Origin of the sequence: Corynebacterium callunae (assembly GCF_046592015.1) — a bacterium.
In the GTDB taxonomy this organism is placed as follows: domain Bacteria; phylum Actinomycetota; class Actinomycetes; order Mycobacteriales; family Mycobacteriaceae; genus Corynebacterium; species Corynebacterium callunae_A.
The window spans coordinates 61,094-80,059 of the sequence record NZ_JAWVOB010000002.1 but is presented as its reverse complement, the minus strand read 5'-3'; the positions used below and the strand labels follow the sequence as shown (position 1 = coordinate 80,059).

Sequence of the window (18,966 nt, the reverse complement as noted above, 5' to 3'; positions counted from 1 at the left end):
TTAAAGTGTGTAGTTTTTGGAACTTTTCGGCGCATAATTGCGTTTCGTCTTTATAAAAGTGCATGAACCTAGTGGGTTTTGACCAATTATTTACCAGTGTTTAGTACACATAAACCCCCCAAAACAGGGCTAATATTTTCTCATTTACTGAGATTTGGGCCCTGAAAGCCGAAAAAGTAATACTTGGTTTTCGGGTTAGTTCAGGCATACTTCTGGTTTGTGACCGAGCTGATTATTCTTCTAATTGTTATCGCAACGGCGCTTGCCTTCGATTTCACCAATGGCTTTCATGACACCGGTAACGCAATGGCTACCTCGATTGCCACCGGTGCTCTTCGCCCCAAAGTTGCCGTGGCACTGTCCGCGAGCCTCAACCTGATTGGTGCTTTCCTTTCTGTGGAAGTTGCCACCACTGTTGCCAAAGGCATCGTCGATCTCGACCGCTTTGACCTGAACAACGCCGTGGATGGCCACCAATTGCTGCTTGTGGTTTTTGCAGGCTTGATCGGCGCAATCGTCTGGAACCTGCTGACCTGGCTGCTGGGCATTCCTTCCAGCTCCTCCCACGCACTCTTTGGCGGCCTTATCGGCTCAGCCATTGCTTCCATGGGATTTGGTGGCGTGCTCTGGGAAGGCGTGCTAGCCAAGATGGTTTTGCCAGCCCTCGCTGCTCCTGTTGTTGCAGGTCTGGTTGCTGCAATTGGCACCTTCGCCGTCTACAGCATCACCAAGGCTGTTGCCGATAAAGAAAAGAACCGCTACTTCCGCTGGGGCCAGATCGGCTCGGCTTCCCTGGTTTCCCTGGCGCACGGCACCAACGATGCCCAGAAGACCATGGGCGTTATCTTCCTCTCCCTCGTTGCCACCGGCCACCTCGGCGCCGATGCTGACATTCCTTTCTGGGTTAAGGCTTCCTGTGCAATTGCTATCGCAGTTGGTACCTACACCGGTGGCTGGCGCGTTATCCGCACCCTAGGCAAGGGCTTGGTAGAAATTGATTCCCCACAGGGCATGGCTGCAGAGACCTCTTCCGCAGCAATCATTTTGACCTCCTCCCACTTCGGTATGGCACTGTCCACCACCCACGTGGCAACCGGTTCCATTATGGGCACCGGCATCGGACGCACCGGCTCCTCTGTGCGCTGGTCTGTTGCTGGTCGCATGGCCCTGGCTTGGATCATCACCCTGCCAGCTTCTGCCATTGTTGGTGCATTCTGCTGGGGCGTGGCACATGTTATTGGACTTGCCACCTCCGATTTGCTGGGTGTGCTTGTTGCCTTCGCCATCCTGCTCGGCCTTTCCGGCTACATGTTCGCCCACTCCCGCAAGGCCCCAGTTGACCCCAACAATGTCAACGCTGAATGGGATGAGGATTCCAATAGCGTGATTCCAGCTGCTTCCGCCGACGCAGCCGCTACCGCTTCCGCTCCTGCTCAGACCACCAACGCAGCCTCTGGCACCACTGCCGCGACCGCCGTCCAGACTGAAAATGAGGTATCCAAATAATGAACCTTGCAACACTTTTTGGCAGCCTTGTTAATGTCACCCTGGTGGGCATTCTGCTGGGCGCTGGCCTGCCTGCACTCTTTGCCCTCGGCGTCCGCTTTGCACATGCTCCCGTAGCTGCTGATGGAACCACAACCGGCTCTGCAAGCGCCTTCGGCAAGATTGCCGCCAGCATCTGTTTTGCCATTATTATCATCGCCATTATCGCCGGCATCTTGTGGGTTACTAAAGCCACGATTTACCAGTACATGGGATTTGATATCTTCGGCACCGAAGCTGACTAAAACTTAAAGCACCTAAAAATCCTTTTCAGAAAAATTCTTCACAGAACTTTTCTGAAAAGGATTTTTGTTATTTCCCCACCTTTATTTCTAGCGCTCTTTAGACTTAAAACTATGAGCAACCATGAGCACCCCTCCCTTGCCCACAAAGTGTTGCATTGGCTCCGCCAAGGCTATCCCGCTGGCGTTCCGCGCAATGACACCTTTGCCCTCTTTTATGTGCTCGAGCGTGAACTTAATGAGGCAGATCTTGATGAGTTGGCACAGCTCCTCATTGAGCAGGGTTCTGAAAACGGCCTGCATCCAAAGCCGGTAACACGGGAGAAGATAGCCAAACTCATCTCCCATGTGCACAATCAGCCACCAGAGGCAGCGGACATTGAGCGCATTCAGCAGAAACTAAAAGGAGAGGGCTTTCCTACCCAAGACTGACCCAAAACTTACAGGTCAGAAGGGCTGGCCGGGTAGAAAGAACACCAGCACAAACACCACAGTAAGGCCTGCAGAAAACCCCACCCCATGCTTTAGTTGACACGGAAACATTTTTGCCATAGGTTTATTTTCCATGTCAACCATTAAAGAAGTTGCTTTTGTCCTTGCCCGTATCCTCCTCGGCATCATCCTGATCGCCCACGGCTGGGATAAGTTTGCCATCACCGGCCTTGAAGGTATCTCCGGATACTTCGCATCCCTCGGCATTCCTGCCGCAGGCTTCGCTGCAGTTGTCGCAGCCCTCGTTGAGATCATCGGCGGCATCCTGATCCTCGTCGGTGCCTTCACCCGCATCGCTGCTGCAGTTGTCTTCGTCGACATGCTGCTCGCAGGTCTGCTGGCACACGTTTCCAGTGGCATCTTTGTCATGAACAACGGTTGGGAGCTTGTTGGCGCAATCGGCGCTGGCGCTCTCCTGCTCGTCGCTGCTGGCGCAGGCGCTTGGAGCGTCGACGCAGTACTCAACAAGAACAAGGCATAAACCTTCACAGCATCAAGGAAGCACCGAGTTGGATTTTCCAGCTCGGTGCTTTTCTATATCCCCACCCAAGGGCACTAGAATTTCACCTATGAACACCCGCGTCCTCGAAGCATTGCCTGTAGATCTTGCCAATCCAACCGCGATTCTAGGGGATCTCGAAGACGCGATTTCCGGACATCGAACTTTCCTCCCCATTCCGGCCCAAGACAAAACCCGCGCCCGGCTCCTCCGCGATTCTCAACACGTCGGTCAGCCCATCGATGATTCCATCGCACTGGTCATGGCCACCTCCGGTTCCACCGGCACCCCCAAAGGCGCACAACTTAGCCCACTGAACCTGGTCTCTTCCGCAGACGCCACCCACCAATTCCTCGGTGGCCCCGGCCAATGGCTCCTAGCCATGCCCGCGCATCATATCGCCGGCATGCAGGTGCTCATCCGTGCGCTCATCGCCGGCGTTGATCCGCTTGCCATCGACCTCAGCAACGGCTTCAACATCGCCGACTTCGCCCGCGCCGCCGCCGAGCTCAAAGACACCGGCGACCGCACCTACACCTCTCTCACCCCAATGCAGCTGCTCAAGGCCATGGACACCCTCCAAGGAATAGAAGCTTTAGCGCTTTTCGACGGCATACTGGTGGGCGGCGCTGCCCTTTCCAGGCAGGCCCGGGAGTCTGCCACCAAACTTGGCATCTCAGTGATCACCACTTATGGGTCCTCAGAGACCTCCGGAGGCTGTGTTTATGACGGCAAGCCTATTCCCGGCGCGCAGGTGCGTATCCGCGAGGGGCGCATTGAACTTGGTGGCCCCATGATTGCGCAGGGTTATCGCAATAGTCCCCAGCACGAAGATTTCGCAGAGCCCGGCTGGTTCAAAACCTCCGATGTTGGCGAATTCCACGAGTCCACCTTGGTGGTAAAAGGCCGCATCGATGCCGTTATTGACTCTGGTGGCTTAAAACTCCACCCCGAGGTGCTGGAACGTGCCATTGCCGATATTGACGGCGTCACTGGAGTCTGCGTAGTGGGTATTCCCGATCCACGCCTAGGCCAAGCAATTGTGGCAGCCTATGAGGGATCCATTTCACCCTCGCAGGTTATTGAAGGCCTAGATTCCCTCCCCCGCTGGCAGCTGCCCAAGCAACTTAAGCACCTTCCCACCTTGCCCACAATTGGCCCGGGAAAAGTAGACCGCAAAGCGATTAAAGCGCTGTTCTAATCCTCGCGCTCGCTAATAGCAACCAGCTTTGCCACATCTTCTGCGGTATATACCTTGGCGATCTGCTCGTCATTGCCGCCCATGAGTGTATTTCCGACCACCAGTGCTCCGACCTGGGTGGTGGGAACTACGGCAAAATGCCGGGGCTGGGCATAGACCTGACGAATTGGATGTCCAGAACGCAGCGCCATGACATGCAGCCATACGTCATCGGCACGCTTACAGCTTTCAAGGAAAACATCTCCTTGGGCGACCACATAATCAATAAAAGTCTGTGGATACAGCACACCAGAAACGCCGGTTGCGAAGTGCAAAAATGACGCTTCCGAGGTGTCAGCAGCGGTCCATTTAATGTATGGCAGCATTTTGCCGTCGCGAAGCTCAATTCTGTGCGCCCGGTAGGCGACTACCGCGTCGTTACGTAGGTCGCCGATAAACAGCAAACGTTGTAGGAACCACTCAGGGTAAATCATGTCATCATCAACGGTGGCCACGCGCACATCGGTGCCCTGCACCAGCCGGAATTGATTCCAATATTTGGTATGCGGGCCGTAGAAGCCGTCGCTGCACTTGACCTGCAGTCCGCGCTCGACCAAACGCTTAAGGGTGGCTGGCCATTCGCTTTCATAATCAGGTTTATCCAGCCACAATACGATGGGCACTCGGTGATAACCACGAGCAATGGATTCAATGGTGAAATGCACCTGGTTTATGCGTTTGCCATGGGTGGTGAGGGAAATAATCACCGGACCCTCTTGGGGAATTTTCCCGCGGGAGAATTTATTGCGCAGGGCAAGTGGAAGCATGCGCAGCAAAGTGAGGAAAAAGCTGGCAATTTGTCGAACCGCATAACCAATCCACATAAACTTCTGCGACTCCTCCTCGTGCGTTTTCCAATTTAAGACCTCTTCACACAATAGCCGGAAGTGGCTATTGTGCCCCGGTTCCCGCTCCTCTACACCGCTGCGGTTTTGATCACCTTCACTGCCTATGACCTATTTTTTCACCACAACCACGATATTTTTTACCACCGAGCAACTTTGAGGGAAGATAGAAGTTATGTCACACACAGTTCCCCAAAAATCCTCAGCAACCGCCTCTGATTGGTTCCAAGGTGCACGCCCACATACCTGGGCCAATGCTTTTGCACCGGTTATCGCAGGTTCGGGTGCAGCGGCCTTCCACGATGGTTTTGTGTGGTGGAAAGCGCTGCTCGCACTAGTGGTTGCATGGGCGCTCATTATTGGTGTGAACTATGCCAATGATTATTCCGATGGCATCCGTGGCACTGATGAGGATCGCACCGGCCCTTTGCGCCTCACCGGTTCTGGACTAGCCAAACCCCAGCAGGTTAAACGCGCTGCCTTTATCGCTTTTGGCGTGGCAGGCGTAGCTGGTACAGCGCTGAGCCTCACTAGCGCCTGGTGGCTCATTTTGATTGGCGTGCTCTGTGTTTTGGGAGCATGGTTTTATACCGGTGGCAAAAACCCCTATGGCTACCGCGGTTTAGGTGAAATCGCAGTTTTTATCTTCTTTGGTTTGGTCGCCGTCATGGGTACTGAATTCACCCAAACTGGAGCTATTAGCTGGATTGGGCTGGCAGCAGCAGTTGGTGTGGGCTCCATGTCCGCCGGTGTAAATCTGGCCAACAACATCCGCGATATTCCTACCGATGCTGAAGGTGGAAAAATCACCCTGGCAGTGCGTCTGGGCGATTCGGGAGCGCGCAAACTTTTTGTACTGCTAGTAGCAATGCCTTTTATTATGTCGCTACTTTTGGCCGTCGTTGCATGGCCAGTGCTTATCGCATGGGGCGCGCTGCCATTAGCACTACGCGCAGGGAAGCCGATCTTGAATAAGGCAACTGGCAAGGCCCTAATTCCAGTGATTGGTGCAACTGGCCGTGCCATGGCTATTTGGGCTGTATTAACTGGCCTAGCGCTTGCTTTTTCCTAAGGCTTAGTGGCCTGCTTAGCGGTCCGCCAATTCATCGCGGACCCACTGCTTATGAGCCTTACGCTGAGCATCCCACTGCGCCACTGCCTGGGTGGCGTTGACGCGCAGCTTGTTAAAGACCAGCATAGATAGCGGGAATGCCACGATCAGCGCCAGCAGCGCAGACATCACCAGTGGAACTGGAGCGCTGATTAGCAAGGCGAGGCCGTGAATAACAACGGTTAGGACCACAAATAGTCCCAGTCGAGCTAGGCCATAGATTAGGACGTTTTTACGTGCGGCAGCCCGTACCTGAGGGTTTAGCTCCGGGGGGTGCTGGGAATTCGACTCACTCACCCTTTCAACCCTACTCAATCGCCATCTTTATTAAACAATGCGCGACAATGCGCGCACTTTCCGTAAGGTATTGACAGAGGATAAAAAGAGGAGGAAGACAATGGGTAGACTCTTGCTACTTATTTTGGTTATCGCAGTTATCGTGCTCTTGTGGATGGCTTTTAAACCTTCCACTTGGAAGAGCCGTGCCGGAAAAAATGCTGCCACTCAGGCACCTCGTCAGGTAAAAGGTCCCGACGATGATGAAGACTTCTTGTGGACTATCGAAAAGAAGCGCTTTAAGCAGCGTCGTGCCGAGGAGCAAGCACTTAAGGAAGAGGAAGAACGCCTTAAGCGCGCCCGTGAACGTTATGCCACTCCGGAGAAGCCTGCTGAGTCTGAATCAGAAAAGCCAGAGGATAAGAAGCCACAGGATAAACCTGAAGATCCAGCGTCCTAAAAATCTCTCCCCCTTTTGTCCCATCTCTTCTAATTTTTAGGAAGAGATGGGATTTTTGTATCAAACTCCCCATTCGGGTTCACTTAGGCTTGCCAAACCTATATATTAAAAGAATGACATCTGCTTCTTCTTTTTCTGCAACCACTTCTACCCTTCCCCCGTTGGAAGTTGAATTGGAAGCTATTCCAGAAGAAGTCTTAGATATTGCAGCAACAGCGGCCAAGTTTTATAAAGCCCTGGGGGATAGCACTCGCCTAGAAATCCTTTATATTATTGCCAACTCCCCCCACTCCAAGGTCAGCGCTAATCATTTGGCCAATGCTTTGGAAATTTCTGCGCCTACCGTGACTCACCATATGAAAAAGCTCATGGCAGCTAAGCTGGTCACCCGCCAACAATGTGGAAAATGGGCATATTTTAGTATCCATGCCGAGAATGCTTGCTTAGTGTCACAAATCTTTGAGAGAGCCTAAGAAACTCCTGACATTAGAAAAGGACTCCATCTACTCGCAAAACGAGTAAATGGAGTCCTAAATTTCTAGCAGACGCAAGCGCCAAACTGACGGTTAGTTCAGTCCTGCGTAGGAGTGCAGGCCGGAGACGACCATGTTGATAAAGAAGAGATTGAAGATCATGGTGCCCAGGGCCAGGATGTTAATCCACGCTGCCTTGGTGTCACGCCAGCCAGCGGTGGCACGAGCATGCAAATAGCCAGCATAAAGAATCCAGGTGATGAAGGAAACGGTTTCTTTAGGGTCCCAGCCCCAGAAACGTCCCCATGCAGATTCTGCCCAAATTGCACCGAGGATAACGCCGAGGCCGAAGATTGGCACGGTCCAAATAGCAGACTTATAAGCCAGGTTGTCCAGGGTCTTAGCCGATGGCAGGGGCTTGGCTACGGCTCCAAAAAAGCCCTTTTCCTTGCCCTTTGGCTGCCACATGCGCAGCAGGTACAGCAAAGAAGCGATACCGGAGACAATACCGATGGATGCACCGATCGACACGGAAGAAACGTGGATGGGGAACCAGAAGGACCGTAGTGCCGGAACAACTGGTGCGGAGTCTGCATAAAGCTCAGTGCCACCGTAGAAAAGCAGGGCCAGCATTGGGGTAATAACCCAAGGCCACATGATACGGAACTGTGGACGCTGCAACACGATAGTGGCGGCAGTCATGGCGAAGAGGGTGACCATGAGGATGTACTCATAGAGATTGCCAAAGGGGAAACGGTTTGCGGAAAGCGCACGCATCACCACGGAGGAGAGGTGGACCAAAACGCCCAGCCACATGAGGGACTGAGTCATATTCGCCAATTTACGAGCAGACTCTTCCCGCGCAGCGAGGGTCTCTTCGTCGATAAGCGTGGTCGCGGTATCGGAGTCCGCATCGTCAGTGGAATCGCTGACACCTCCAGCGTTCACCAGCTCGCGCTGACGCGCGGCGTCGCGACGGGCGTCGATAATGCCCTGCTGTTTGACGTAGTAGACAAGCGACAGGATTAGTGCCAGTGCATAGATGATAAAAGCCGAAGCAAACGCGGTATCGGAAAACTCCGCATAGGTTTGATTGACGGGCATCATGGATTCATCCACCCTTGTTCTTTTGAGAATTATTTGGATTGTGTGTCACCCTACCCGCTGTGAATTAAAGAAACTAATGTACAGCGAGTCTGGTGTGCTACTTCATAGGGACGCTAAAGGTCTAAAGAGTTTTAAGAATCCCGGTCGTCGTCGACAAAGTAATCTTCATCTTCGTCTTCTTCTTCCAGCCCCAGCAATTGGCGGTGGAATTTCTCATATTCGCCACCCCAACCAGCACGGTCGGTACGCGCAATGCCACCGGTTTCTACGCGGGTGGTGCCATCATCCTGTGGGTACAGGCGCACCCAGATGCGGCGACGGCGCACAACCAGGGAACCAACCAAAGACACCAGCGCGATGACTACCGTAACCAGCACCCAGTTCTGGGATGGATCGTGGCTGATCTGGTAGTTGGCAAACTCCGAGGCGCCATCAAAGGAAATGGTGGTGCCATCATCCAGGGTGACGGTATCGCCAACCTGTAGGTTCACGCGCTCGATCTTTTGCAGCACACCGCTGTGCATCAGGGAAGAATCCAGGCTGAATAGGGACTGTCCGATACCGGTATCCAGGCCGTTGTCACCGCGATAAATATCAATCGCAACTGCCGGGTCGGTCATAGCTGGATAGGAGGAGGTGAGCAACTCATTATTGTCGCCTTCCCACTGCGCGGTAGGCGCAAAAAGACCCTGAATTGCCAACTGGTTTTGGCGGCGTTCGTAGAGGTCAGGGTACATTCCAGCAGGAGGATCAAAACGCATCACACCAGAGGAAAGGAAAAAGGTGGGATCATCTGGGCGCCACTGCACAGTCTGGGTACGGGTCTCACCATTAGGCCAGGTCACCGTGAAGGTTGGGGCAAATCCGTGGCCCTGCAGGTAGACGCGGTCGCCAGCCACACGCAGTGGATGGTTCACACGAAGTTCATAATCTTCCCAGGTCTCTGGGTCATTTTGAATGTCATCGCCCACGGCATAGGAAATATTTGAGCGGAACATCTCAGCCTGGCCATTGGCCAAATAATCAGCTGAGAAATCATGAGCCTCAAAACAAAAAGTGTTCAAGCCCGTGCCATCAAAGTTGGCGCCTGCACGGAAAGAGTCATAGTTGGCGGTTGCCGTATTACAGAAGGTGGAGTTTTGCTGACCATCGGTAACCACAATGATCTGGCCCTCATAGTAAAACAGCCGACCTAGACCAGCCGAAAGAATCACACCAACAATGCCGAGGTGGAAAACCAGGTTGAAAAACTCGCGGATATAACCCTTCTCCGCTGCAACTGAGGTCGCACCAGCGCGGTCCTCAGCGGGCGAATATTCTGTAATTTTCCAGCCCTTGAGCAGCTTCAATGCATCTGCTTTAACCTCGTCCGCTGGCTTGTCGACGACCCCCTCGCCGTGGTGGTTAAGGCGAGCCAGGTTGCGCGGCGCCCGCACCACGGGAGCGCGCATTGCCTTGTAATGATCCCAGCTACGGGGCAGAATACAGCCCACCAAAGAGATCAGAAGCAGCACATAAATAGCGGTAAACCACGATGAGGAGAAGACATCAAAAAGCTGCAGCTTATCGTAGATTTCGGCGAGCTTGCCATTATTGGCCAGGTACTCGGTGACATTTGATTCATTTAGCGAACGCTGCGGCAGCAAAGCTCCCGGAATTGCTGCGATCGCCAAAAGAAACAGCAACGCCAGTGCGGTGCGCATACTGGTGAGCCAGTGCCACGCCTTTTTTGCGTAAACCTTGACTGTTTTTAGCATTGTTGTGCTGCTTCGCTTCCTAGGTTGAAAAAATAGTGAAAACTGCGGGTCGTTCTTAGATCAGAGTGGCGCCATATTCGACGGTCCACTGACGAACCCAGTTAATAAAAATTGCCCAAGAACCGGACAACAATGCCACGCCGACCAAAATCAGTAGAACACCACCAATAATTTGAATAGTGCGGGAGTGCTTACGCAGCCAGCTCACGCCGGTGAGTGCCTTGGTGGAACCCAGCGCAATCAACAAAAATGGCAAGCCCAAACCGAGGCAATAACCCACGATAAGAATGACACCACGTACCGCAGTCATTCCTTCAGTGCCCGCAGATACCGAAATAATTGCCGCCAGTGTTGGTCCTAAACAAGGAGTCCAGCCCAGTGCAAAGACACCACCCAAAAGTGGTGCGCCCAACCATGTGGTCCAGCGTTTTGGAGCCATGCGGGTATCGCGCTGCAGGCTGGGGATAAAGCCCATAAACACAATGCCCATGATGATGGTGATTACGCCACCAACGCGCATAAGGGTTTCTGCGTTCAAAGTCAGTGCACTAATGGCACCAAAAACAGTGGCCGTGGCCAGTACAAAGACCACCGTGAAGCCCAGGATGAACAGAAGTGCAGCACCGCCGACGGCGAGCCGCTTCTTTTTCACCTTGGTGCCATCAGAGGTGTACTCCACTTCCCCACCAACCACACCGGCCAAATAGGAAATATATCCGGGGACCAGTGGCACTACGCAGGGGCTGGCAAAAGAGACCAGGCCAGCGAGGGCGGCGGCCAAAATTCCTAGGACGAGTGGCCCAGAGGTGGCGACATCAGCAAATTGTTGGCCAATACCTTGGGCCACAATTAGTTCAGACATCTAAGCCTCATCCAGTAGTGGCAAGGCTACGTCGAGGACATCCTGAGAGGTTACCTCACGCAAAAAGACTGCTGCAGGTCGATGCTGCTTATCCAGCACAATAGTGGTGGGGATAACAGAGGCTGGCACACCACCAAGCTGAGCTGCCGTCATAAACGGTGGGTCATAAATGCTGGGGTAGGTAATGCCATTATCGGTAACAAAGTCTTGGGCAATATCGCGGGAATAGTCGCGCACATTAATTCCCAGTACGGTACCACCGGGGGTGTCACCATTTCCGGCTGCTTGGAGCTCTTCATGGATCGTCTGGAGATCATCAGACTCTGAACGGCATGGTGCACACCACTGGCCCCATGCATTAAGCACTACAACCTGGCCTTCAAAATCTGCGAGGTTGATGTTCTTGGTTTCATCCATCAAGGATTCGCCACTGATATCAGCCAGGTTGTCACGCTCGGCTTCATCATAAAAAATTTCGGTTTGGCCACCTGGTGAGTGGAATTGGAAGGTTCCACCGACTGCGACGGCATCAGTACCTGCAGTGCTGTCATCACTGCAGGCCACCAGCGTCACCGAACCGAGGGCTACCATGGCCAGTGTCGCTGCACACTTAGCTATACGCACGATTGATCAGATCTCCTGTGCTGGTTCGTTGTAATGGACTTCAACAATTTGACCTCCCTGGTAGACCAAAGAGGTCACCGAGGCAAGATCGCATTGACGGGCTGCAGGGTTGTGCCTAAGTTGCTTGCCGCGCGCAAATCGCTGGACGCACACAATGGGCAGTTGGTGGCTGACCAAAATAGCCTCATGGCCTTCGGCTGCCACTCGAGCGCGCTCGACGGCTGCCATCATGCGCTCGAGAATATCCTCATAATGCTCGCCCCAGCTGGGCAAAGCGGGGTTGCGCATCAAAGGCCAGCGCACGGGATTCCACAATTGGGAACGCAGTCCCTTGGTGCGCAGACCTTCAAAGCGATTTCCTGCTTCCAGGAGATCATCATCAGTTTGGACTTCCAGGCCAGTGATGGCAGCAAAAGGTTGCGAGGTTTCCTGCACACGCTGCAAGGGAGATGCAGCGAGGTAGGTGACGTCGTGTCCTTTGAAGGAGGCGGCGGTGGCAGCTGCTTGGCTGCGTCCCCGGGCAGAGAGACGGTAGCCGGGCATGCGGCCGTAGAGAATCTTTTCCGGGTTGTGTACCTCGCCGTGTCGGACGAGGTGGACAATCGTTGAGCTCATGATGCCTTCGGGTCAGTTTGGGGTGGCTGCAGCAGCTGCGCGGGCAGCGGGCACAAGTGCGTTTTCAATCTTCTGGAAATCATCGTCCGTTAGGGCCGAAGAAACAAACCAGGTTTCGAAAACGCTTGGTGGAGCGTATACGCCGTGATCCAAAAGTGTGTGGAAGAAAGGTGCAAAGCGGAATGTATCCGCAGCCTTCATATCGTTGAAGTTATGACCTTCGCCCTCGGCAAAACGAATGGAGAGCATATTGGAGGCGCGCTGAATGTGGTGGGCAACACCTTCACGGGTCAGGGCTTGAGAAATCAAGCTATCGAGGCGATCTGCGTTAGCGTTGACCGTGGCGTAGAGGGACTCGTCGGCAAGCTTCAAAGAAGCCCGACCAGCTGCAACCGCAACGGGGTTACCGGAGAGGGTTCCTGCCTGGTAGACCGGCCCCTGTGGGGCAAGCATGTTCATGATTTCAGCCTTGCCGCCAAAGGCGGCGGCGGGTAGACCACCGGAGACAACCTTGCCGAAGGTGACGAGGTCAGCGGTGACCTTGTCAATGCCAAACCAACCGCGGTAGGAGGTGCGGAAACCGGTCATGACCTCGTCCAAGATAAGCAGTGCGCCATCGGCGTGGGCAATGGCCAGCAGCTTGTCATTGAAGTTATTTTGCGGCGCAACGGTGCCCATATTACCGCCTGCTGCCTCTGCAATAATGCAGGCAATTTGGCCTGGGTACTGCGCAAATGCATTGCGGACTGCTTCAATATCGTTATAAGGAACCACGATGGTATCAGAGGTCTGAGCGCCGGTAATGCCTGGGGAATCTGGAAGCGCAAAGGTAGCTACGCCAGAGCCAGCAGATGCCAAAAGTGCATCCACGTGGCCGTGGTAGCAGCCCTCGAACTTCAAGATCTTGGAACGGCGGGTGTAGCCGCGAGCCAGGCGTACAGCTGACATGGTGGCCTCGGTGCCGGAGTTAACCAAGCGAACCTCTTCTACGGAGGTGCGCTTGACGATGTCTTGGGCAAGCTCAACTTCACCGATGGTGGGAGCGCCGAAGGACAGGCCATCGACAACAGCCTTTTGTACTGCCTCTACTACTGCGGGGTGGGCGTGGCCCATAAGCATAGGTCCCCAGGAGCAAACGAGGTCCACATATTCATTGCCATCGACGTCAATAAGGGTGGAGCCATGTGCCTTTTCAATAAAGCGAGCCTGACCTCCAACGGAACCAAAGGCCCTTACCGGGGAATTCACACCTCCCGGGGTCAACTTTTGTGCTTGTTCAAACCAGTGCGCTGAGCGGGCAGTATTGGCGGAAGTACCCTTAAAGGATGAAGTCATATCAGTCATTGTATTGATTGAAGCTGTGAATCCAATCCAGCGGTTTGACAGGCTTGCCCTAAAACTATTTCCCCCACCTAAATAACTGCCCTAAAAGGGGGAAATTTATGTGGGGGAAGTAAAGGTTTTTAAGGCTTGGCTTTTGGTTTGGGGCTGCTACCGGAAGTGGCTTTCCTATGCTGGTAGCTGCAAAATTCGCTGCACCGCTGCGCGAGCATCGGCAATGACAGCAGGCACTCCCACTCCCCCAGCCCACGCACCAATGGCCTCAAGTCCAGGCACATTTGCGATTTCTGCGCGTGCAGCAGCCACAGTTTGAATGTGGTCAACGCCATAGGCAGGAAGTCCGCCGAACCAACGCTGAACATAAATTTCGCTCAGGCCTGCAGCCCGGCCGTCAAAGCCGGTGATGGTCTGGAGATCATCAAGGGCAGCATCAACCAGCGCATCCTCATCCATGCGGGAAGTTTTTTCATCGCCGAGGCGACCAAAGGATGCACGTACCAAGGCGCCACCATGCTCTGCTAGGTGAGGCCACTTCTTGGAGGAGAAGGTAAAGGCCTTTGCAGTGATGCCAGGTTCACCCACGGCAATCAGCACGCCGGAGTTATCTGGCAAGCCTTCAGCGGAATCAAAGTGCATACCCACCACCGCAGAAGAAGCCAGCTTGATTGCCTTCAAATGTGGTCCTGCCGTTGGAACCAGATCGCGGAGCAACACGGCAGCCGTTGGTGCTGGTACTGCCAAAATTACGCGGTCATAGATACCTTCACCGCCGCCCTTGATGGAAAAGCCCGCACCAGCTTGAGTGATGGCGGAAACAAAGGAATCCAGGTGAATATCTGCACCGCATTTATCGGCCAAGGCCTCATAAAGCTCGGCGTAGCCATCTTTAAAAGTCTGGAAAACCGGGCGGGTTTCAGAGGTCTTTTTAGCCTCGGCACGCTGAGCTTCCACAGCCTTAACCGCAGCGCTTAAGGTAACCGGCTGGCCCGCCTCTGCCAGTTGGTCAAGGGCTGCTGCCAGTGCGGGCACCGTTGCGCGCACACCCAGATCATCGGCAGTGGAGGAATAAACTCCGCCCAACAACGAGGACACCACGCTATCGACGATTCCATCGCCGTATTGCTGGCGAACCAGTGCACCCACGGAAATATCTGCACCTGGGGTCCACTCAAAGGGGGCGTCCGCTCCACCTGCTGGCGCTGATGCGGGGATGCCCATGACGCCACCGGCGGGGAATTCTTGTAATTTTCCACCAGCGTAGAACTGAGATTTTGCCCCAGAAGGAGTGACCAGGGAATCGCCCAGCCCAAGTTCTTGGAAGAAGTCAACGGCGTCAGAGCGCGCTGCTAAGAAAGCTTCTGCACCAATATCGGTCGGGCCAGAGGCAAAAGGAACTGTGAACAATTTGCCACCAATCCGCTCCCCTGCCTCGAGGACATCAATATGGGCTTCCGGGTCAGCCTTGTGAATTTCATAGGCTGCGGTGAGGCCTGCAAGACCTGCTCCGATTATGGCAAAACGCATGAAACTTCCTTAGATCAGCGAACGTACTTTAGGCGTGGATGATGGAAATGGCTTCCGTAATATCTTCGGCGACAGTATTTGGCAGTACGCCATGTCCCAGATTGAAGATATGGCCGGTGGCATTTCCGGCAGCAATTGCTGCTGCTGCCTCTTCTTTAATGCGGGCAATTTCCCGGGTTAATGGTTGGGTACCTGCAAAAAGCAATGCTGGATCCAGGTTACCCTGCAAAACCTTCGGACCAGAGACAGCTGCAATACGCTGCGCAGCCTTATCCAAAGGCACGCGCCAGTCCACACCCATAACCTCGGAACCAGCTCGGCTCATGGCGCCGAGGATTTCGCCGGTGCCCACCCCAAAGTGAATGCGTGGGATGGCGTACTGCTCAATTTCGCTCAAGATCTGGGTGGAATATGGCAGCACAAATTCGGTGTAGTCACGCTCGGTGAGAAAGCCTGCCCAGGAGTCAAAAAGCTGCATGGCATCGATGCCAGCGTCGATTTGCACCTTCAAAAAGTTCACGATGGTAGGTACCAGGCGCTGCATGAGGGCATGCCAGGTTTCTGGATCCCCGTGCATCATGGCCTTGGTTTTTTCATGGTTTTTGGAAGGTCCACCTTCAACCAGGTAGCTGGCCAGGGTGAAAGGAGCGCCGGCAAAACCGATGAGGGCTTGCTGTGGGTTAAGTTCTTCCAAAATGATGCCAATACCGGCTGCTACCACTGGTACGTCAACGTCCAGGATGGGCAGGTTGGAGACATCTTCGCGGGTGCGAATGGGTGCGTCCAGAACAGGTCCGCGGCCTGCCACAATTTCCACACCCACACCAGCTGCACGCAGTGGAACCACAATGTCAGAGAACAAAATTGCGGCGTCAACATCATGGCGACGCACTGGCTGCATGGTGATTTCAGCCAGGATTTCTGGCATAAAGCAGGAATCTAGCATGCCGATTCCCGCGCGGACTTCCTTATATTCCGGCAGTGAGCGGCCTGCCTGGCGCATAAACCACACTGGGGTGCGGGTGGGGGTTTTGCCATTGATGGCATCTAATAAAGGTGCATTGTGCAAAACTCGGCGGGCAGCCGGAATGGAGTGAGAATACATGGGCTCAATCTTGCCCCATTTAAAGAAATTTGGGAAAGAAGCCACCCCTAATCAACGATATGTTCATCCATAAAAGGGTGGATTTCTACACCCTATTTGTGCATGGCGCCCGGCTACCCCGGGCTTTTAGGCCAGCGAGGTCGAACCGGAATTAGTAGCGGCGGGCGCGCCCAGAGCGCCATTCAATCAGCAGTGACGAGGTGAGCATAATCAGCGTGGCTGCCATGGGGTGCAGCATTCCAGACACGGCCAACAGCATGGCCACTGCGTTATAGCCCCAGGCCAGGGATAGGTTTCCATTTACCAATTTTGCATATCGACGAGCCAAGGTGAAAAGATGCGGCACGGAGGAGACTTCCTCCCGCAGCAACACCACATCAGCTGCGGGATCATCGCAATCATCACGCAGCTCACGCGGATTATCTACCCCCATGAGGATGCCCACATCGGCCACACGCAAACAGTCCATCACGGAACCATCACCAATCATGGCCACTGTTGATCCACGAGTGTGCACAGCTCGCACGGCCTGTGGCTTTTTACCCGGCGCGATTCCTGCAAGCACATGGGAAATACCCAAACTATCGGCGTAACGGCGTGCTACCGGGTAAGTATCTCGAGACAGCATCATGGTTTCAATGCCTTGTTCCTCAATATCGATAATCGCATCGCCAGCATCGGGGCGGACATGATCGTTGAGGGTAATAACGCCACGATCCTTACCCTTCCAGCGCACAATAAGTGGCGCGCCACCAGAGATCGCGGCTGCAGTTAGGCGGGGGCTCAACGTTGCACGCACTTCGGTCATTGAGCGCGGACGCCACAGCATTGCTTCCACTGAACGCATTTTGAGTTCACCAGAGGAATTGGCCATGGGGATTTCAATATTTCCCAAGAAGCTGCCTTCTTCGGTGATTTCCACATTGCCCACTTCAATCCAGTGCGGAATATTTTCACCACCAGCACCAGCATCGCGGGCTTCGCGGGCAGCTTTCACCAAGGCGCGCGATACCGCGTGCGGAGATTCAATGGCGAGAGCACCTGCAACGCGCAATACCAATTCGGGATCTTCCCCCTTATCAGCGGTTACCGTTTCCACCATCATCTGGCCGTCGGTGAGAGTGCCAAGCCTGTTAAAGATAGCGGTGTCGACGTCGTCAAGCACGCGGAACACCTCACCGCTACGTACGAGCATGCCGCCACGGGCTGCGGCCTCAATAATATTTTTGGTGGCCAGCGGGGCCGACAGGGCCAGCGCCACCGGTGCCACGCAGGCGAGTACGGCCAGCGTGGTGGTAAACGCGGCGTAGATGTTGCCAGAAATCAGCGCCCACAGCGCAAAATCAACCACCGCGAGGGTAAAGGTAACAGGAACCAGGGTTCCTGCAGATCTTATCGACGCCCTGTTGTGGCGGTTTTCGCGCATGGTGGACTCTTTGACCCAGCGGTGCACGGCAGCAATTTTGGTGCGGTGTCCGGTGCGATGCACACGAACTTTCAGGGTTGCTTCCTGATTGAGGCTGCCAGCAGTAACCTTGTCATTTACCTTGACCTCGCGGGAATCCTCGCCCATGATGATGCTCGCTGCGATTTTGGAACCGCCACCAATGACCACACCATCGACGGGAATAATCGTATTCGCCGGAACGATGATGTCATCACTAACACGAACTTCTTGGATGGGGATTTGAAGTTCTTCCGCGACTCGGCTCAGGCGGTGTTTACGCACCACAGTGACCATTTGTTGGGGGTCCACCTGCATGCGATCAAGTTCTGCCAACAAGCTGGAGTTACTGGTACGACGGGTTAACAAGCGCCCTGCCAGCAGCAATACTGTCATTCCGCAAGCTACATCAAAATAGATTTCATTTTGAGTCAGGGTTCCATAGTTGAAGGCGAACCACGCCGGGTAGGAACGCCAGCTGGGATCACCTGGGGTTTGGAATAACAGCATGGCAATCGACCACAAATAGGCTGCAATAATCGCCACGGAACTGGTGGCATCCAGTGCAGAAATACCTCTGCGCATGCCTCCGGCAGCTGCTCGGTGGAAAGGCCACGCGCCCCACGTCACCACTGGCAATGCCAAAACCGCGACCACCCATTGCCAATAATCAAATTGCAGGGAGGTATCAAAGGAAAGGATGAGCACCACCAAGGCCAGTGGCAAACAGACCCACAAACGCAAAGGTGTAATGAGCGCACGCGCAGTAAAGAGCACGTCTTCGCTCAAGTGGAGATCTTTTTCATCTTCACTCTTATGCTTGCGCTTAATCCAGCCACTTTCCCGGGCTTTGAGGGAAGCAATAAATTCTTCGCGGTTGTGTCGACGCACGCGCGGACTGATTCGATTAGATTCCAAACGGGAACGATATCGCTCCACCCGCGCTTCGCGCCCAGCTTCTGCACTTAGGCGCTGATGACGGCGCAGCAGTGAAGAATTAGAAAGCTGCGCCTTCACGCCAAAGGATGCAAAGACCTCGATGATGGTTTCCGGTGCTAAACGATCAGTAGCAGTAACCCAGGCGGTAGCTGAAGGATAAATCAGATTGGCGGAAACTCCAGGAATCTCTTCCAAGGCTTTTTCAATTGCCACCAAAGAGGGCGCTCCCTCTAAGCCCTCCAGCTCAAAGCCCATGGAAACCTTGGGGCCAAGATCAATTTCCTCGTCTTCGTCCTCGGGTTTTTGACGCATGCCAATACCTGCCTTGAGGGCAGCGTCTTTGGCGTCATGAATGGCGGAATCTACTGCATTTTCCACCTCTTGGTGCTCCGGGGTGCTCACAATCAACTTTCTTGGGTGAGAGAGGGGTAAAAGCGATTAGCTTAATGAGACCACAGTATAGGC

At 54.0% G+C, this 18,966-nt stretch carries 19 protein-coding genes; 8 read left to right on the top strand and 11 right to left on the bottom strand.

Going from position 1 to position 18,966, the window contains the following annotated elements; genetic code table 11:
* Positions 1-219 precede the first annotated feature (219 nt).
* The 5 genes from SFC07_RS03410 to menE all read left to right on the top strand — a co-directional run bounded on the left by SFC07_RS03410 (position 220) and on the right by menE (position 3,979).
* Positions 220-1,506 carry an anion permease gene (locus SFC07_RS03410; protein WP_411206835.1) on the top strand — a complete coding sequence of 429 codons (1,287 nt, stop codon included), beginning with the start codon at positions 220-222 and terminating at the stop codon, positions 1,504-1,506.
* Positions 1,506-1,790, top strand: coding sequence for a hypothetical protein (locus SFC07_RS03405; RefSeq protein ID WP_411206834.1), 285 nt, complete (start codon positions 1,506-1,508; stop codon positions 1,788-1,790). Before SFC07_RS03410 ends, SFC07_RS03405 begins: the two co-directional genes overlap by 1 nt.
* Positions 1,791-1,901: 111 nt before the next feature.
* Positions 1,902-2,219 (top strand): DUF3349 domain-containing protein, encoded by a 318-nt coding sequence (locus tag SFC07_RS03400; RefSeq protein ID WP_411206833.1) that lies wholly within the window; start codon positions 1,902-1,904, stop codon positions 2,217-2,219.
* Between the two features lie 133 nt (positions 2,220-2,352).
* The gene (locus SFC07_RS03395) at positions 2,353-2,760 is read left to right on the top strand and encodes a DoxX family protein (protein WP_411206832.1); all 408 of its coding nucleotides are present in this window, start codon (positions 2,353-2,355) and stop codon (positions 2,758-2,760) included.
* A gap of 88 nt (positions 2,761-2,848) precedes the next feature.
* Entirely contained in the window at positions 2,849-3,979 is a 1,131-nt protein-coding gene (menE, locus tag SFC07_RS03390) for an o-succinylbenzoate--CoA ligase (protein WP_411206831.1), read from the top strand.
* Here menE and SFC07_RS03385 read toward each other — a convergent pair.
* Complete coding sequence (locus SFC07_RS03385; RefSeq protein ID WP_411206830.1) at positions 3,976-4,842, bottom strand: glycosyltransferase; 867 nt, start codon at positions 4,840-4,842, stop codon at positions 3,976-3,978. The genes menE and SFC07_RS03385 overlap by 4 nt on opposite strands.
* Positions 4,843-5,038: 196 nt before the next feature.
* Between SFC07_RS03385 and SFC07_RS03380 the strand changes: the two genes are divergently transcribed.
* Positions 5,039-5,935, top strand: a complete 897-nt coding sequence (locus SFC07_RS03380; RefSeq protein ID WP_411206829.1) for a 1,4-dihydroxy-2-naphthoate polyprenyltransferase — start codon at positions 5,039-5,041, stop codon at positions 5,933-5,935.
* Positions 5,936-5,950: 15 nt separating this feature from the next.
* On the opposite strand, the gene SFC07_RS03375 is transcribed toward SFC07_RS03380, so the two are convergent.
* Positions 5,951-6,271, bottom strand: coding sequence for a DUF4229 domain-containing protein (locus SFC07_RS03375; protein WP_411206828.1), 321 nt, complete (start codon positions 6,269-6,271; stop codon positions 5,951-5,953).
* A 100-nt stretch (positions 6,272-6,371) separates the two neighbouring features.
* On the opposite strand from SFC07_RS03375, the gene SFC07_RS03370 reads away from it, so the two are divergent.
* Positions 6,372-6,710, top strand: a complete 339-nt coding sequence (locus tag SFC07_RS03370; RefSeq protein WP_411206827.1) for a hypothetical protein — start codon at positions 6,372-6,374, stop codon at positions 6,708-6,710.
* Positions 6,711-6,871: 161 nt separating this feature from the next.
* Positions 6,872-7,183: an ArsR/SmtB family transcription factor gene (locus SFC07_RS03365; RefSeq protein ID WP_411206826.1), complete on the top strand. Its 312-nt coding sequence runs from the start codon at positions 6,872-6,874 to the stop codon at positions 7,181-7,183.
* Between the two features lie 93 nt (positions 7,184-7,276).
* Here the strand turns inward: SFC07_RS03365 and ccsB are convergent, their stop codons facing one another.
* The 9 genes from ccsB to SFC07_RS03320 all read right to left on the bottom strand — a co-directional run bounded on the left by ccsB (position 7,277) and on the right by SFC07_RS03320 (position 18,903).
* The gene (gene ccsB / locus SFC07_RS03360; protein ID WP_411207028.1) at positions 7,277-8,287 is read right to left on the bottom strand and encodes a c-type cytochrome biogenesis protein CcsB; all 1,011 of its coding nucleotides are present in this window, start codon (positions 8,285-8,287) and stop codon (positions 7,277-7,279) included.
* A 134-nt stretch (positions 8,288-8,421) separates the two neighbouring features.
* Positions 8,422-10,047: a cytochrome c biogenesis protein ResB gene (locus SFC07_RS03355; protein WP_411206825.1), complete on the bottom strand. Its 1,626-nt coding sequence runs from the start codon at positions 10,045-10,047 to the stop codon at positions 8,422-8,424.
* Between the two features lie 55 nt (positions 10,048-10,102).
* Complete coding sequence (locus SFC07_RS03350; RefSeq protein ID WP_411206824.1) at positions 10,103-10,909, bottom strand: cytochrome c biogenesis CcdA family protein; 807 nt, start codon at positions 10,907-10,909, stop codon at positions 10,103-10,105.
* The gene (locus SFC07_RS03345; protein ID WP_411206823.1) at positions 10,910-11,533 is read right to left on the bottom strand and encodes a TlpA family protein disulfide reductase; all 624 of its coding nucleotides are present in this window, start codon (positions 11,531-11,533) and stop codon (positions 10,910-10,912) included. It lies immediately after the preceding gene.
* A gap of 6 nt (positions 11,534-11,539) precedes the next feature.
* Complete coding sequence (locus SFC07_RS03340; RefSeq protein ID WP_411206822.1) at positions 11,540-12,148, bottom strand: histidine phosphatase family protein; 609 nt, start codon at positions 12,146-12,148, stop codon at positions 11,540-11,542.
* 12 nt (positions 12,149-12,160) lie between these two features.
* Positions 12,161-13,492 (bottom strand): glutamate-1-semialdehyde 2,1-aminomutase, encoded by a 1,332-nt coding sequence (gene hemL / locus SFC07_RS03335; protein WP_411206821.1) that lies wholly within the window; start codon positions 13,490-13,492, stop codon positions 12,161-12,163.
* A gap of 165 nt (positions 13,493-13,657) precedes the next feature.
* Positions 13,658-15,013, bottom strand: coding sequence for a protoporphyrinogen oxidase (locus SFC07_RS03330; protein WP_411206820.1), 1,356 nt, complete (start codon positions 15,011-15,013; stop codon positions 13,658-13,660).
* Positions 15,014-15,041: 28 nt separating this feature from the next.
* A complete protein-coding gene (gene hemE / locus SFC07_RS03325) occupies positions 15,042-16,118 on the bottom strand; it encodes a uroporphyrinogen decarboxylase (protein ID WP_411206819.1) in 1,077 nt (358 codons plus the stop codon).
* Between the two features lie 151 nt (positions 16,119-16,269).
* Positions 16,270-18,903 (bottom strand): heavy metal translocating P-type ATPase, encoded by a 2,634-nt coding sequence (locus SFC07_RS03320; RefSeq protein WP_411206818.1) that lies wholly within the window; start codon positions 18,901-18,903, stop codon positions 16,270-16,272.
* Between the last annotated feature and the right edge of the window lie 63 nt (positions 18,904-18,966).